The organism is Streptomyces sp. CB02400 (assembly GCF_001905725.1).
GTDB lineage: Bacteria > Actinomycetota > Actinomycetes > Streptomycetales > Streptomycetaceae > Streptomyces > Streptomyces atrovirens.
On record NZ_LIWB01000007.1, the window covers coordinates 99,531 to 112,523 of the forward strand.

16 protein-coding genes and 1 pseudogene are annotated in these 12,993 nt (G+C 71.2%); 7 read left to right on the plus strand and 10 right to left on the minus strand.

What is annotated here, in order from left to right; translation table 11 throughout:
- The first annotated feature begins 16 nt into the window (after window positions 1-16).
- Window positions 17-640, plus strand: a complete 624-nt coding sequence (locus AMK33_RS18625) for an ankyrin repeat domain-containing protein (protein ID WP_073934190.1) — start codon at window positions 17-19, stop codon at window positions 638-640.
- Here the strand turns inward: AMK33_RS18625 and AMK33_RS18630 are convergent.
- The 3 genes from AMK33_RS18630 to AMK33_RS18640 form a co-directional block, all read right to left on the minus strand.
- Window positions 531-1,295 (minus strand): class I SAM-dependent methyltransferase, encoded by a 765-nt coding sequence (locus tag AMK33_RS18630; protein ID WP_327379290.1) that lies wholly within the window; start codon window positions 1,293-1,295, stop codon window positions 531-533. The genes AMK33_RS18625 and AMK33_RS18630 overlap by 110 nt on opposite strands.
- 159 nt (window positions 1,296-1,454) lie before the next feature.
- On the minus strand, window positions 1,455-2,294 hold the full coding sequence (locus AMK33_RS18635; RefSeq protein ID WP_073934191.1) for an endonuclease/exonuclease/phosphatase family protein: 840 nt from the start codon (window positions 2,292-2,294) through the stop codon (window positions 1,455-1,457).
- Window positions 2,295-2,372: 78 nt separating this feature from the next.
- On the minus strand, window positions 2,373-3,488 hold the full coding sequence (locus AMK33_RS18640) for an ABC transporter substrate-binding protein (RefSeq protein ID WP_073933962.1): 1,116 nt from the start codon (window positions 3,486-3,488) through the stop codon (window positions 2,373-2,375).
- 204 nt (window positions 3,489-3,692) lie between these two features.
- On the opposite strand from AMK33_RS18640, the gene AMK33_RS18645 reads away from it, so the two are divergent.
- The 3 genes from AMK33_RS18645 to AMK33_RS42875 all read left to right on the plus strand — a co-directional run bounded on the left by AMK33_RS18645 (window position 3,693) and on the right by AMK33_RS42875 (window position 5,396).
- Entirely contained in the window at window positions 3,693-4,568 is an 876-nt protein-coding gene (locus tag AMK33_RS18645) for a PhzF family phenazine biosynthesis isomerase (protein ID WP_073933963.1), read from the plus strand.
- Window positions 4,569-4,834: 266 nt separating this feature from the next.
- A complete protein-coding gene (locus tag AMK33_RS18650) occupies window positions 4,835-5,071 on the plus strand; it encodes an alpha/beta hydrolase (protein WP_073933964.1) in 237 nt (78 codons plus the stop codon).
- 124 nt (window positions 5,072-5,195) lie between these two features.
- A complete protein-coding gene (locus tag AMK33_RS42875; RefSeq protein WP_167748576.1) occupies window positions 5,196-5,396 on the plus strand; it encodes a hypothetical protein in 201 nt (66 codons plus the stop codon).
- On the opposite strand, the pseudogene AMK33_RS45185 reads toward AMK33_RS42875, so the two are convergent.
- Window positions 5,391-5,581, minus strand: a pseudogene (locus tag AMK33_RS45185) (hypothetical protein); the annotation flags it as partial. The gene AMK33_RS42875 and the pseudogene AMK33_RS45185 overlap by 6 nt on opposite strands.
- A gap of 174 nt (window positions 5,582-5,755) precedes the next feature.
- Window positions 5,756-6,607: a phytanoyl-CoA dioxygenase family protein gene (locus AMK33_RS18660; protein WP_073933966.1), complete on the minus strand. Its 852-nt coding sequence runs from the start codon at window positions 6,605-6,607 to the stop codon at window positions 5,756-5,758.
- A 117-nt stretch (window positions 6,608-6,724) separates the two neighbouring features.
- Here AMK33_RS18660 and AMK33_RS18665 point away from each other — a divergent pair, with 117 nt between their 5' ends.
- Entirely contained in the window at window positions 6,725-7,759 is a 1,035-nt protein-coding gene (locus AMK33_RS18665) for a LacI family DNA-binding transcriptional regulator (RefSeq protein ID WP_073933967.1), read from the plus strand.
- An 18-nt stretch (window positions 7,760-7,777) separates the two neighbouring features.
- On the opposite strand, the gene AMK33_RS18670 is transcribed toward AMK33_RS18665, so the two are convergent.
- From AMK33_RS18670 to AMK33_RS18675, 3 genes are all read right to left on the minus strand, one after another.
- A complete protein-coding gene (locus tag AMK33_RS18670; protein WP_073933968.1) occupies window positions 7,778-8,176 on the minus strand; it encodes a hypothetical protein in 399 nt (132 codons plus the stop codon).
- Between the two features lie 391 nt (window positions 8,177-8,567).
- Complete coding sequence (locus AMK33_RS42880) at window positions 8,568-8,735, minus strand: hypothetical protein (RefSeq protein ID WP_167353471.1); 168 nt, start codon at window positions 8,733-8,735, stop codon at window positions 8,568-8,570.
- 386 nt (window positions 8,736-9,121) lie between these two features.
- Window positions 9,122-9,364, minus strand: a complete 243-nt coding sequence (locus tag AMK33_RS18675; protein WP_143203838.1) for a hypothetical protein — start codon at window positions 9,362-9,364, stop codon at window positions 9,122-9,124.
- A 172-nt stretch (window positions 9,365-9,536) separates the two neighbouring features.
- Here AMK33_RS18675 and AMK33_RS18680 point away from each other — a divergent pair, with 172 nt between their 5' ends.
- Window positions 9,537-10,181, plus strand: a complete 645-nt coding sequence (locus tag AMK33_RS18680; protein ID WP_073933970.1) for a hypothetical protein — start codon at window positions 9,537-9,539, stop codon at window positions 10,179-10,181.
- A 48-nt stretch (window positions 10,182-10,229) separates the two neighbouring features.
- Here AMK33_RS18680 and AMK33_RS18685 read toward each other — a convergent pair whose 3' ends face one another.
- Window positions 10,230-11,720 (minus strand): SulP family inorganic anion transporter, encoded by a 1,491-nt coding sequence (locus tag AMK33_RS18685; protein ID WP_073934193.1) that lies wholly within the window; start codon window positions 11,718-11,720, stop codon window positions 10,230-10,232.
- Window positions 11,721-11,915: 195 nt separating this feature from the next.
- On the opposite strand from AMK33_RS18685, the gene AMK33_RS18690 reads away from it, so the two are divergent.
- A complete protein-coding gene (locus AMK33_RS18690; protein WP_073933971.1) occupies window positions 11,916-12,338 on the plus strand; it encodes a MerR family transcriptional regulator in 423 nt (140 codons plus the stop codon).
- Window positions 12,339-12,361: 23 nt separating this feature from the next.
- Here AMK33_RS18690 and AMK33_RS18695 read toward each other — a convergent pair whose 3' ends face one another.
- Complete coding sequence (locus tag AMK33_RS18695) at window positions 12,362-12,982, minus strand: TetR/AcrR family transcriptional regulator (protein WP_073933972.1); 621 nt, start codon at window positions 12,980-12,982, stop codon at window positions 12,362-12,364.
- Between the last annotated feature and the right edge of the window lie 11 nt (window positions 12,983-12,993).

Below are 12,993 nucleotides of genomic sequence, written 5' to 3' on the forward strand. Positions count from 1 at the left end.
TGGGCGCGTGATCAGCATGGAGTGGGACGGCCTCACCGACCGCGAGCACTTCGGTGACTGGTACCGGCAGGAGCGGGACCGGTTCGCGGACAGGGCCCGTGACGCCGACTGGGGCGGGTTGTTCGAGGAGCTGGGGAGGCATCCGGGGTGGGTCAACCTCCCCCGGCCGGGGAACCGCAGCGGTTTCGCCCCGCTGCACCAGGCGGCGTGGCACGGCGCGGATTTCACCGTCGTCTCCCGGCTGATCGCGCACGGCGCCTGGCGCACACAGCACACCCGGGACGGACGGCGTGCCGTGGACATCGCGCGCGAGCGCGGACACACGCACCTGCTTCAACTCCTTGAGCCGGTCGTGGTGCTGCCCCTCCCCTCCCCCACCGATGCGCTGGAGCACCACTTCCACTCGCTGCTGCGGGAGAGCACCGGCCGCTGCTTCGAGGAGATCGAGCACCTGCTGCCGCCGCTGTCCCCGCTGACGGAAGGACCGGCAGTGGAGATCGTCTTCCGGGTGGTCGGCATGATGGGCGGCTTCACCTACCGCCTCGAGGAGGACGTGCTGCGTGTGCACGGCCACTCACGGATGGACTCCGACGCCGGGCAGTACTACCGGGTGACCCCCGACGGCTGGTCCAGAACCTGACACATCCGCGCGCCGTGCCTCTGACAACGTGCTCTGTTGCCGTTTTTCGACGTGGTGTTCCACAGCCGCCGGACGCGCAGCACTCCGGTCTGTTCGCGAGGAAGGCGCGGAACCGGCCCAGCGTGGCCTCTCGTTCATGTTCCGGCATGACCAGCACCCCCGCACGCGTCGCGAGGATCGCGACGGAAGAGCCGGCGGTACGGCGCTGCCCGTGCGGGAACCCGGCCTGCTCCGGCGAGCCGAACCGGGCGGCGACGCCATTCCTCGGAAGGTGTGCGTCGGCCGGCTCGGCACGCCGGCTGGTGGGTGTGTCACGCGGGCCGACGGCCGCGCCGCTGACCCGTGCGAGTCCGGCGGCCCACTCGGTCCGGTCGTCCATGACGTTCCACAGGCCGGCCAGGACGCCGCCGGGTACGAGGACCCTGGCGATCCCGGGTCCCGCGACGACCATGTCGAACCAGTGCATGGCGTTGCCGGCCGCCACGGCATCGACGGACGCGTCCGGAAACGGTATCGCCTCGGCACTGCCCCGCAGAGCATGGACAGCCGGCAGTGAGCGGCGCAGTTCGGTGAGCATCGCCGGGTCGGGCTCGACCACGGTGGCTCGGGCACCCGGTGCGACCAGCTTGCCGGTTCCGGCGCCGAGGTCGAGCACGCGCGGGCCGGGCGCGGGTTGAACGCCCAGCGCACCGCGGCCTGCGTGTAATCCGGACGGTGCTCGGCGTACTCGACCGCCGCCGGCCCGGACGACGAAGCGTGCGACAGCCGTCGTGCCGGCGAAGTGACGTGACGAAGGGAAGGTGGCGGGAACGTACTAGGTCGCGTCCACGTCGGTGTGCAGCATGTGGTGGTCCGAGTGCGGGGTGGGTTCCACGCGGTGTTCGAGCGGCGTGACGCCTCGCAGGAAGACGTAGTCGAACTTGCTGTGCCAGTCGGTGGTCGTCTCGCAGGTGCCGGCCCGCGAGGGGAGACACTGGGGATCCGTGTCCTCGGCCAGTGCCCAGATCCGGGAGAGTTCGGGAGCGCCCGGCACTGCGTTGAAGTCTCCGAGAACGATCGCGCGGTCGTGCCGGGCGACGACCCCGGCGAGTACGCCGGCCTGGTCCGCCCTCACCTCTTCCTGACGTCGTTCGGCGAGGTGCGTGTTGAAGACCCGTACGGACCGGCCGCCCACCGTGGTGGTGACCGCCATGTACCCGCGGTCCTCGGATCCTCCGTCGGGGTATTCCACATTGACGCGGTCCGTCATCGGCGCCGCCGAGAGGATCGCTTGGCCGAAGGCTCCCGGACTCCACGGCGCTCCCCCGCAGCGGCCCCAGTTCCGTAGGACCGTCCCGTACTCGACGTGGTACACCAGCCCGTAAAGACGCCTCAGATAGTCCCGGATCCTCTCGACGTCACGCACGCACGCTTCTTGCAGGCCGATGACCTGGGGCGCATATGTGGCGATCTCCGCCGCCCGGTCGACGTTGTTCGTCTCGCAGGGGTTGCAGATGTTCCACGTCATGACCCGGTTCGGCACGACGTCGCCGGCGGCACCGTCGGGCAGTGGCCTGGCGAAGGGGGTTCCGCTCGGTGCACTGGGCCCGAGGAGCACCATGCAGGCCACGATCACGGCGCCCGCGAGCAACCGCGCGCTCCTTCCGAGCACTATCGCCTCCTCAAGGCGCACACACCTGGCATCCGACGCTTCCCCGCACGAGCTTATGGGACCGCCTCGCCCGCTGGACTCTCAGCCGGTGTGAAGGATCCGAAGGCGATCGGGTTCCGCCGGGTCCCGGTCGACGACCTGGACGGGCGGCCAGACCCATTGCCACACGCTGATGCCCGGCGGGCGGGAGAACCGGATGTGCCCGCGGGTGCCTTCGACCGCGACGTGCGACCAGGGCTCGGCCGTGCGCGCCCGGTTCCCGCCGTGGGGACGCAGCACATCGGTGAGGGCGACGACCGTGTCGTAGCCCTCGAAGGCGACGAAGGAGGGTGCTTCGCCCAGCCGCTCACGGAGGGCCGTATCGACTCGTGCGCCGAGTGGGCCGAGACGCCGGGGCAGGTAGCGCAGGAACGGGATGGCGGCGCCGTCGCCACCCGGCATGGCCGCCCATGGGGCGAACTCCGGCTGCCCGGCCGGAGCACCGATCATGATCCCGGCGAGGCGCTGGTCGCGGCGGACGGACTTGACGATCGACACCGCCGGTTCGGGGTGTCCGACCAGGAGGAGGAGTGCTGTCGCGCGTTGGTCGGCGAGTGCGTCGCACACGGCCGTGGGGGTGAGTGTGCTCATGTCGAGTTCGGCGAGGGTCCCGCCGCGTGGCGCGAGGTGGTCCCGCAGGATGCGGGCCCCGGATGCCCAGTAGACGCTCGGCTCGGCCGCTACGGCGATGCGGCTGTGCCCCGCGCCGAGGAGGAAGTCCGCGTAGATCCGCCAGCCGTGGGACTGCGCCGGGGCGAGGCGCGCGACCCATCGCGTCGGCTGTTCGGTGAGCGCGTCGAGAACCGCCGACGAGCACAGGAACGGCAGTCCGAGGGCGTCGGCCCGGGCGGCGGCGGCGCGGGCGACGACGCTGTGGTACTCCCCCGCCAAGGCGGCCACGCCCAGGCGAGCCAACTCGTCCACGGCCGCCGCGGCTCTCCGTGGATCGGCCGCGGTGTCCCGGACCACCAGCTCGAGTGGTCTTCCGGCGATCCCGCCGGCGTCGTTGACCTCGCGCACGGCCAGTTCGAGTCCGGCGAGCAAGTGCCGGCCCGCCTCGACCCAGCCGGGCCGGGTCAGTGGAACGAGAGCGCCGATCCGGACGGACGGTCCGTCGGTCCGTCCGGCTTCGGACGGCGGCGCTGAGGGCGCACTCATGCGTCGGCGTCTCCCGTGTGACGATGCGGACCGCACAGTGGCAAGGTCCGGTGGTACGCGTTCGTCTCTTCCCGCCGTGGCGGGCGCGCCTGGGTCGTCATGCCGGACATTGCATCCACCGCCACCGCCGGCGGGCAACCGATTATGCGTGAGCTGCCCCCGCGTCCAGGAATAGCCGCGGGTCCGCGTCGCGTTGCCGCGAGCATGACGACGAATGCGCCGCGGCCCGAGGTACTGCGATACACCGCCTTCTCCAGCAGTCCCGACGGCGGAAACCCCGCCGGTGTCGTTCTGGACGCCACCGCTCTGGACGACGGGGACATGCTGGCCATCGCCGCCGGCCTCGGATACTCGGAGTCCGCGTTCCTCACCGCGCCCCCGAAGGACCTCGACGGTCCCGAGGGACGGACGTACGGCATCCGTTACTTCAGCCCCAAGGCCGAGGTGCCGTTCTGCGGGCACGCCACCGTCGCGACCGCCGTCGCGCTCGCCGAGCGGACGGGCCCCGGAAAGCTGGTGTTCGCGACGCGGGCCGGCACCGTGCCGGTCGAGGTGACCGAGGAGGACGGGACGGTCAGGGCCACGCTCACCAGCGTGGAGCCGCACGTCGAGGAGATCGCCGACATCGACCTCGCGGAGGCGCTCGCCGCGCTGGACTGGCCGGCCGCCGATCTCGATCCGGCCTTCCCGCCCCGTATCGCGTTCGCCGGCGCCCGTCATCTCGTTCTCGCGGCGGCCACGCGCGCCCGCCTCGCGGATCTCTCGTACGACTTCGCTCGCCTCGAAGCCCTCATGCACCGCTTGGACCTGACCACCGTCCAGTTGGTGTGGCGGGAGTCGGCCACCGTCTTCCACGCCCGTGACCCGTTCCCCGTCGGCGGCGTCGTCGAGGATCCGGCGACCGGTGCCGCGGCCGCCGCGTTCGGGGCGTACGCCCGTGAGCTCGGCCTTGTCCCCGAGGACACCGTTCTCACCCTGCACCAGGGCGAGGACCTGGGCCGCCCGGGCCGGCTCACGGTGACGCTGCGCGCGGGTGACCCGCGCGTCCGGGTCGGCGGCGCGGGGGCTCGCATCGGCTGAGAGGCCGTTCTCCCGCGGCGTTGTCGTTCGCGATGGGGCGGCAGTCGTCGGAAGCGGGTGAGACGTCCGCTTCCGCCTGTCCTGTGCGCGAGGTGGCCGGTCTGTGGCGGAACACTTCCGCCACCGCCGTTCCCATGCCACGGCGGGGAGGGAAGGACCGTCGGTGTCGGCGTCGGTGAGGCAGGGGAGGGTGATGACGACCCGCAGAGGCTTGGGAGCCGGCCGCACGGCGCCCCGGTCCTGCTGTATCTGCACGGCGGGGGTTCGTGACGGGCAGCAAGCTCCTCGGTGCGCGGCCGCTGCTCTACCGCCTGGCCGGTCGCGGCTGGGTCTGCGCGAGCGCCGACCACCGGCTGCGGGCCCCGTACACCGACTCGCTCGGGAACGCGAAGCAGGCGATCGCCTGGCTGCGCGACCACGCCGACGAGCTCGGCGCCGATCCGTCGCGTCTGGTCGTGGCCGGAGGATCGGCCGCGCCCATCCGGCCGCGACCATCGCGCTGACCGACGACTCGGTCTCGGGTGCGATCGGACCGTACGGCTACCACGGGCCGGCCGACGGAGGCGTGCCGGGCCCCCGGCCTCCCCGCACGCGCGTCTCCATGCCGAAGCGCCGCCGTTCCTGATCGTGCGCGGCGCTCTGGACACCCTGGTGCCGGCCGGGGACGCCCGCCGCTTCGCGGACGAACCCGCCCGTGTCTCCAGCACACCGGTCGCCTTCGCCGAGCTGCCCGGCACTCAGCACGACTTCGACTTCTTCCACTCGCTCCGGTTCCATGCCGTGGCCGACGCCGTTGAGGGTTTCGCGGTCTGGGCCACTCGTCGGTGACCCGGTCGCCGGTTCCGTACAAACGTGTCGAGCCGGCACCCGAAGCCGGTCACCGTCGTGCCGCAGGCTGACACCGACCTCGCGGAGACTCTTCCGACCGGGGCCGCGTTCCTGCGGGCAGCGGCCTCTCCGCCCCGGGACTGCTTCGTCCAGGACGTCTCGACCCACTGCACCGTGATCCCCACTGCATCTGCCCCTTGCCGGGACACTGCTGAGTGGCTGTCCGACATCACTGGCATCCTCGCGGATGGTGAAGTGGCCCGGTTCATGGGCTGGGAAGCCGGGTCGGGGTTCGGGTCCTCGCCCGCCCGGTGGGCAAGCGGGCACGGCCCATGGCCGCCGTCCAGCCGTACGGCCGCTCAGGCCTCGCCCATGACCAGGCCCTCGATGGTGTGCTTCTGTGTCACCGGCTCCAGGATGTCGACGACCGGGCAGTCCAGGTGGCGTCGGACCCGGTCGGGCAGGGTCTCCCAGTAGGCCCGGGTCACGGCGGTGTCGTGCCGGTCGCCGTTCGTGGCCTCGGGCCCGTCCACGCCCAGCACCAGTACGGGACGGGACTTGGACGAGTGGTTGCGGGTGCCGCGGTGAATGGTCAGTGCGGTGCGCGCGGAGATGTCGCCGCGCTGCGGGTACTTGCGCACGGCCCGCTCCTCGTAGCGCGGATGGCGGGACCGGGGCGGAAACATCCCGTGCCCGAACTCCGGGCCGTCGTCCCACTGGGTGCCCGGCGCGATCTCGAAGGGGCCCATGTCCTCCTCCGTGTCGACGGCGGTCACGTTGAACGCCAGCGAGGTCAGCCGCCGCTCGGCGCGGGTCTCCTCCGGCATGGGGAAGTCCCGGTGCCAGGGCTGGTCGACCGCGCCTTCCAGCGGCACGTCGAAGCCGAGCTCGACGATGCGGTAGTCGGGCCCGAGGACCGCCGTGCAGACGGAGCGGACCCAGGGGTGGTCGACGAGATCGACGAAGCCTCGCAGTTGTTCGGGGTGGATCTCCACGTAGTAGCGGTGCGGTCCACGGCCGACCGCGCCGCCCGGCCGCTTCCGCGCGTCCTGGAAGGCCGCCTCGATGTCCTCGCGCATCCGGTCGGCCCACTCGGGGGTGAACGCACCCTTGCGCGCGGTGATGCCGTCCGAGTAGAGGGCCTCCACGTCGGCCGTCACATCGACGTCGAGACCGGCCGGTGCGATGCCGGGGTAGGCGTGCGGGCTCATGCGTGCCTCCTTGCAGCAGAACTGTTCCCGGTCATGTTGCATCGTTGATTTCAACGTGGCAATACCTTCCTGGGCGGCTCTTGAACGGCGTGGGGCACCACATGCCACGATGTGCGGGTGAGCAGCAGCCTGAAAGACGTGGCCGCCCGTGCGGGAGTCTCCGCGCGCACGGTGTCGAACGTGGTCAACGGTTCCGCCCGGGTGTCGGCGCAGACCCGCCTGCGGGTGCAGGAGGCGATCGACGAGCTGGGGTACCGCCCCAACCTCGCCGCCCGGAGCCTGCGGGCCGGCCGCACCGGCATCATCGGCCTCGCGATCCCGGAGCTGCACTCCCCCTACTTCGCCGAGCTCGCGGGCCTGCTCGTGGACGAGGCGCGCCGCCGGTCGTGGACGGTGATCATCGATCAGACGGGGGGCGACGCGGAGGCGGAACGACGTCTGCTGACCGGCGACGGGGGCAGGGTGATGGACGGACTCATCATCAGCCCCTGGGCCCTGACCGCACGGGATCTGACCGCGACCGCCCGTCCGCTGCCCGTCGTACTGCTCGGCGAGCGCAGCCCCCAGGGCATGGCCGACCGGGTCGCCGTGGACAATGTGGCCGCCGCGGACGAGGCCACCGGTCACCTGCTGTCATTGGGGCGCCGTCGCATCGCCGCGATCGGCCTTCAGCCGCATCTGGAGAACGGCACGGCGGAACAACGCGCCGAGGGCTACCGCAGGGCGCTCCGCCGCGCCGGAGTCGCGCCCCGAACCGGCTGGGAGCGCTCCGTGACCGCGCTGCACCGAAGCGACGGCGCCCGGGCCATGGCGGAACTGCTGGACGGCGGTGCCGCCCCCGACGCGGTGTTCGCGTTCAGTGACGAACTGGCCCTGGGAGCCCTCCACATGGCGCATGTCCGGGGGCTCCGGGTGCCGGAGGACATGGCGATCGTCGGGTTCGACGACATCGAGGACGGCCGGTTCAGCCATCCCGCCCTCACCACCGTCTCCCCCGACAAGCGCCAGATCGCCGCCCGCGCCCTGCAGTGCCTCGCCGACCGCATCTACAGCCCCCGCAACGAGGTGCCCGCCTCCGATCTGACGATCCCGCACCGGCTGGTCGTCCGCGGGAGCACCGTCCCGGCGGCGGAGACACCGGTCGCCAGGTGACCCGCCGGAAGGCGTCGCTCAGTCCGTCCGGACGTCGATCGCCATCGTCTCGTCGCCCGGATTCCCCTCGACCTCGACGGTGCCCCCGGACCACCGTCCGTCCGGCAGGTCGAGCGGCGGGTCCGTCGTTTCGCCGAGGGCCCTGTTCCCTGGAGGCGGACACAGGTCGTCGGAGTCGGGCAGGAACGCGTCCTGTCCACGGCGGCGCCGGTACTCGACGAGGGTGTACTGCCTCTCCGTCATCGTGTCCGCGTTCTGGATGAACACGAGGTCACCGCTTTCCGCGGAGGGCCGCAGCACCAGCTCCTCGGTACTCTCTGTGACGCGCTGCGGGGCCGCCCGGCCGTGGAGCATACGCGGCACGCCGTTGGGGAACGTCGGTGTGAGCCCGGTGCCGCCCCAGGAACCCGAGGCCATCAGGCGGTAGTTGCCGAGCCCGTTGGACGTGGTCGCCTCCAGCCGACCGGTGTCGTAGTGGAGTGCGGGAGTTTCCCATCGTGCCCGCTCCCTGGGCCAGGACGATCGCGAAGGTCATCGCAAGGCCGTGCGGGACGCAGGGCTTCCTTGCGCGGGCGTGTCCGAGCGCCCTTCTTCGTACCACACGCATCCGGCGTCCCTCCGACTCCGTACCCCGTCACATGCGGGCCGGGCGCCCGGACTTGGCTGTTGATGCTTCAGCCCGTGCGCGACGGGGGCGCCTCCGCTCCCCGCCCACGCCGTCAAGGCGCCGGCCGGTGCGACCGAGGATTGCGGCGGACAGGACAGCGCGGGCCCGGTGACACCTGTGCCGGACCCGCGCGGGGCCGGGTCAGCGTCGGCGGGACCAGCCGGTCCCGATTCCCGCCACGTGCAGGGCCAGGGCGGTCAGCCCCAGCAGCATGACGTTCACCGAAGAGAACACGTCGTTGGTGCCGATCTCTGCCGCGTTGATCAGAAACGCGATGAAGAAAAGCACCGCCGCGACCATACCGAGCATGAACGAACTCCTCTCATAGGGATGAAGCCCGTATGCCCGGCCGTCGCGCTCACAGACGCGCCAGGAGGCCCGGACTCGGTGGCCGGCGGGCAGCCTCACACGAGAACCCGGCCGGCCGGCCCCGAGATGCCACCCGTGCTGTCACCGGCCGGACCAGGGATGAGCCGGTCGGTGGGGTGCGCGGCCCGACCGCGTCCCTGCCACCGTCCCCTCACCTGCACCGGCGCGGGCCGTCCCCCGCCCGTGCCGCTCGACCGGGCCACGGTGTCCTACGGGCCGGGCGACACCCTCACCCGCCTAGATGTGGCCGACGGCGGACGCGACGACATCGCCTTGGTCATCGTTCGTCCGTGAGTCCGCCCGCACCGGGCCTGCCGTTGATCCCGTCAGGACTGCTCGAGCCGCGTGTTCGCCGTGTCTCCTGGCCGGTCCGGTGAACGGCGCGTCCCGGCTTCCCAGAGGCACCAGGTCGACCACAGCAGCAGGACGAGGAAGACGGCGAGCAGGCCCAGCAGCACCACGACCTGCCGTGCCGACCCGTGTTCCTGAACCAGGGTCAGCAGCAGGCAGAGAGTCCAGGCGACCACACCGCCCGCGTACACGGCTCTGAGCTGTCGCAACTGACCCATCGCTTCCATCGTCGCCCTCCCGAGCCACACCGTCACGCGTCACCCAGCCGGTACCCCCGTCACGCGGCTTCACCGCACGCGATCGTGGCCGGTCTCGCGATCGGCTGTCGACGCGACCCGTCGTCGCCGGAGGGCGGACGGCGCGCCGTCGTACCGGTGCCAGAATGAGGCCATGGGCTTGAACATGGTCGTCGGTGTGCTCGTCGACGCCGAGGACGACTACACGGAAATGGTCCGCGCCGACTTCGCCGCGATCGGCGGACTGCTGGAGCGTGCGGGACTGCGGCGATGGGCCGAGCCCGATCCGGCCGGGGCGGAGAGCGCGGAGTTCGAGATGTGGGGCTACTCGGGCCTGCACACCGTTCGTCGTCTCGCCGTCCACCTCGCGGCGGGCGGGCGCCTGCCCGAGCCGTTGGGCGAGGGCTCGCGTGCGGTTGACGACCCGCTCCTGAGCGAGGTCTACGAGACTCTTCCCGGTGATCCTCCCGGACCGTTCGACCATCTCGTCCATCATTCGGACTGCGAGGGCTACTACGTCCCCGTCGACTTCGCCCACGTCATCGTCGACGACAAGGCGCCGGGCGGCCACCTCGGCTCGTCGGTGCGGCTGCTCGCGGAGACCCAGCGGCTCGCCGAAGCCCTCGGCCTTCCCGAGGACCTGGATCCGCACTCCGCAGAGGTCTTCGAAGCCGCCGACGCCGAGGAGCCCGCCACGGAAGGATGGCGGCGTTACGGTGTCGAATCGTACGTCTGCCTGCAGCTCCTGCAAGCCGCGAAGGTCTCGGTCGCGACCGGAGCGGCCATCGCCTTCGCGTGAACCACGCCGCCGTTGTCCAGGTGTGTACGGCCCGTCGGTCGTGTGCGGTCAGTGGTTGGCGGCCAGTTCACCGCTGAGCTTGCCGTGGAGCCGGGCGCTCGGGTCGTTGAGGCCGGTGATCTCGACGGTCTTGCCGCGCTGGGCGTACTTGGTCTCGATCGCGTCCAGGGCCGCGACGGAGGAGGCGTCCCAGATGTGCGCCGAGCTCAGGTCGACGACGACCTTCGCCGGGTCGCCCGCGTAGTCGAACCGGCCGACCAGGTCGCCTACGGAGGCGAAGAACAGCTCGCCGGTGACCCGGTAGACCACGGTGGTGCCGTCGGGGTCGGTGACGGCGGTGACCTCGGCGAGGTGGGCGACGCGCTTGGCGAAGACGACCATGGCGGTGACCGAGCCGGCGACGACACCGACGGCGAGGTTGTGGGTGGCCACGACGCAGGCCACGGTGACCACCATGACGGTGATCTCCCCCGCGGGCATCCGCCGGAGTGTCTTCGGGGCGATGGAGTGCCAGTCGAACGTCGCGAACGACACCATGACCATGACGGCGACCAGGGCGGCCATGGGGATGTCGGAGACGACGGGGCCGAAGACGATGCACAGCACCATCAGGAAGGACCCCGCCAGGAACGTCGACAGGCGGGTGCGGGCTCCGGAGACCTTCACGTTGATCATGGTCTGGCCGATCATGGCGCATCCGCCCATGCCGCCGAAGAAGCCGGTGACGATGTTGGCGACGCCCTGGCCGATGGACTCCCGGGTCTTGTTGGAGTGGGTGTCGGTGATGTCGTCGACCAGCTTCGCGGTCATCAGCGACTCCATCAGACCGACCAGCGCCATCGCGAACGCGTACGGGGCGATCGTCGTCAGGGTGTCCAGGGTGAACGGCACGTCCGGCAGGCCGGGAACGGGCAGCGAGGACGGCAGGGTTCCCTTGTCACCGACGGTCGGCACGGCGATCCCGGCCGCGACCGTGATGACGGTCAGGATGACGATGGAGACCAACGGCGCCGGGATCACGGTGGTGACCTTGGGGAAGAACACCATCAGCGCCAGGCCGGCGACGATCAGCGGATAGACCGCCCATGGCACGTTCCGCATCTCGGGGACCTGGGCCATGAAGATGAGGATGGCGAGCGCGTTGACGAAACCGACCATCACCGACCGGGGGACGAACCGCATCAGCCTCGCCACCCCCAGCGCACCCAGGACGACCTGGAAGACACCGGCGAGGATCACCGCGGCGACCAGGTGACCGAAGCCGTGCTCGCGGTTCAGGGGCGCGATGACAAGGGCGACGGCGCCGGTGGCAGCGGAGATCATGGCCCGTCGGCCGCCGACGACCGCGATCGTCACGGCCATCGTGAAGGAGGCGAACAGGCCGACCGCGGGATCGACACCGGCGATGATCGAGAACGAGATCGCCTCGGGGATCAACGCGAGCGCGACCACCAGGCCGGCCAGCACCTCGGTGCGCCAGACCTTCGGATCGCGTAGCCAGTCGGGCTTCAGGCCGCGCAGACGCGCGGCCGGGGACAGGGCGGAAGCAGAAGCAGAAAAGGACAAGGGAACAGGCACCTGTAACATCGCGTCTTCGCCGGAGGCGCCATCGCCCCGACACGGCAATGGCGAGGCAGCGACACGGCCGCCCTCGCCGACAGCAACTCTACCCTAACGTTAGAGTAGAGATCGGTGGACGAAGACGTGGCTCGCCACGACGGAGGGAGGACCGGCATGTCCGGCGCGGACGGCAAGCACATGCAGATCGGCGAGGTCGCCGCGCGTACGGAGCTGTCCCTGCGCACGATCCGGCACTACGAGGAGGCCGGGCTGGTCATCCCCTCCGCCCGCTCCCAGGGCGGCTTCCGCCTCTACACCGACAACGACGTGCAGCGGCTCATGGTGATCCGCCGTATGAAGCCGCTCGGTTTCTCCCTCGATCAGATGCGCGACCTGCTGGACGCCACCGACCGCCTCGACGCCGGTACGGAACTCGGCGCCGAGGAACGGGAGAACCTCCTGGAGCGCATCCGCGGTTACGAACAGGCCGCCGGCGAGCAGGTCGCCAAGCTCCGCGTCCAGCTCGCCCGCGCCGAGGACTTCGCCACCACACTGCGCACCCGCCTGGAGCAGAGCTCTCCCGCGGCCCGCGCCTGAGCCGGGCGGTCCCACGAGGGGCTTCAGCGGTCGTTCGGCCCCTGGGCCGGGCGCAGGGCGTCGACCAGCAGGTCGAGGAGCGGGCCGACCCTCTCCGGTGAGTCGATCGCCGTGGTCGAGAGGAAGACGCCCAGGAGCATCATCGTGACGTCGTCGGGATCGACGTCCGAGCGCAGCGAACCGGCCTCCGCGCCACTGCGCAGCATCTCGGCGATGGCGGCCGTGATGCGTTCACGCGTCGCGGGCGTGGCGATGCTGCCCGAGGCCCAGCCCGCGCGCAGCGTGTCGGACATGCCGCGCTTGATTTTGAAGAACTCCGCGTACCTGGTCATCCATGCGCGCAGGGCGGCCGAGGGCTCGAGTTCGGCGAGGAGCGCCGGAGCGCCGGAGACGACCTCGTCGAGTTCGGCGGCGTAGAGGGCCTCCACCAGCGCCTCGCGGGTCGGGAAGTGCCGGTACAGCGTGCCGATGCCGACGCCGGCCGCACGGGCGATCGCGTCCAGCGGAACGGTGTCCGGCGTGGCGGCGAAGGCCTCCCGAGCGGCGGCGAGCAGCCTGTCACGGTTCCGCCGCGCGTCGGCGCGCGCCGGCCGGTCCGGGGCCGCCGCGTTGCGGCCGGTGGCGGGGGAATCGGACCCAGACAAAGCGGAGGACC

Excerpts from the sequence above, each read along its gene's own strand:
- AMK33_RS42880 (WP_167353471.1), bottom strand. The coding sequence starts at position 8,735 with ATGCTCGGTATGGTCGCGGCGGTGCTTTTCTTCATCGCGTTTCTGATC.
- AMK33_RS18680 (WP_073933970.1), top strand. The coding sequence starts at position 9,537 with ATGGGCTTGAACATGGTCGTCGGTGTGCTCGTCGACGCCGAGGACGAC.
- AMK33_RS18645 (WP_073933963.1), top strand. The coding sequence starts at position 3,693 with ATGACGACGAATGCGCCGCGGCCCGAGGTACTGCGATACACCGCCTTC.
- AMK33_RS18640 (WP_073933962.1), bottom strand. The coding sequence starts at position 3,488 with ATGAGTGCGCCCTCAGCGCCGCCGTCCGAAGCCGGACGGACCGACGGA.
- AMK33_RS18625 (WP_073934190.1), top strand. The coding sequence starts at position 17 with ATGGAGTGGGACGGCCTCACCGACCGCGAGCACTTCGGTGACTGGTAC.
- AMK33_RS18670 (WP_073933968.1), bottom strand. The coding sequence starts at position 8,176 with ATGGCCTCGGGTTCCTGGGGCGGCACCGGGCTCACACCGACGTTCCCC.
- AMK33_RS18690 (WP_073933971.1), top strand. The coding sequence starts at position 11,916 with ATGTCCGGCGCGGACGGCAAGCACATGCAGATCGGCGAGGTCGCCGCG.
- AMK33_RS18660 (WP_073933966.1), bottom strand. The coding sequence starts at position 6,607 with ATGAGCCCGCACGCCTACCCCGGCATCGCACCGGCCGGTCTCGACGTC.
- AMK33_RS18675 (WP_143203838.1), bottom strand. The coding sequence starts at position 9,364 with ATGGGTCAGTTGCGACAGCTCAGAGCCGTGTACGCGGGCGGTGTGGTC.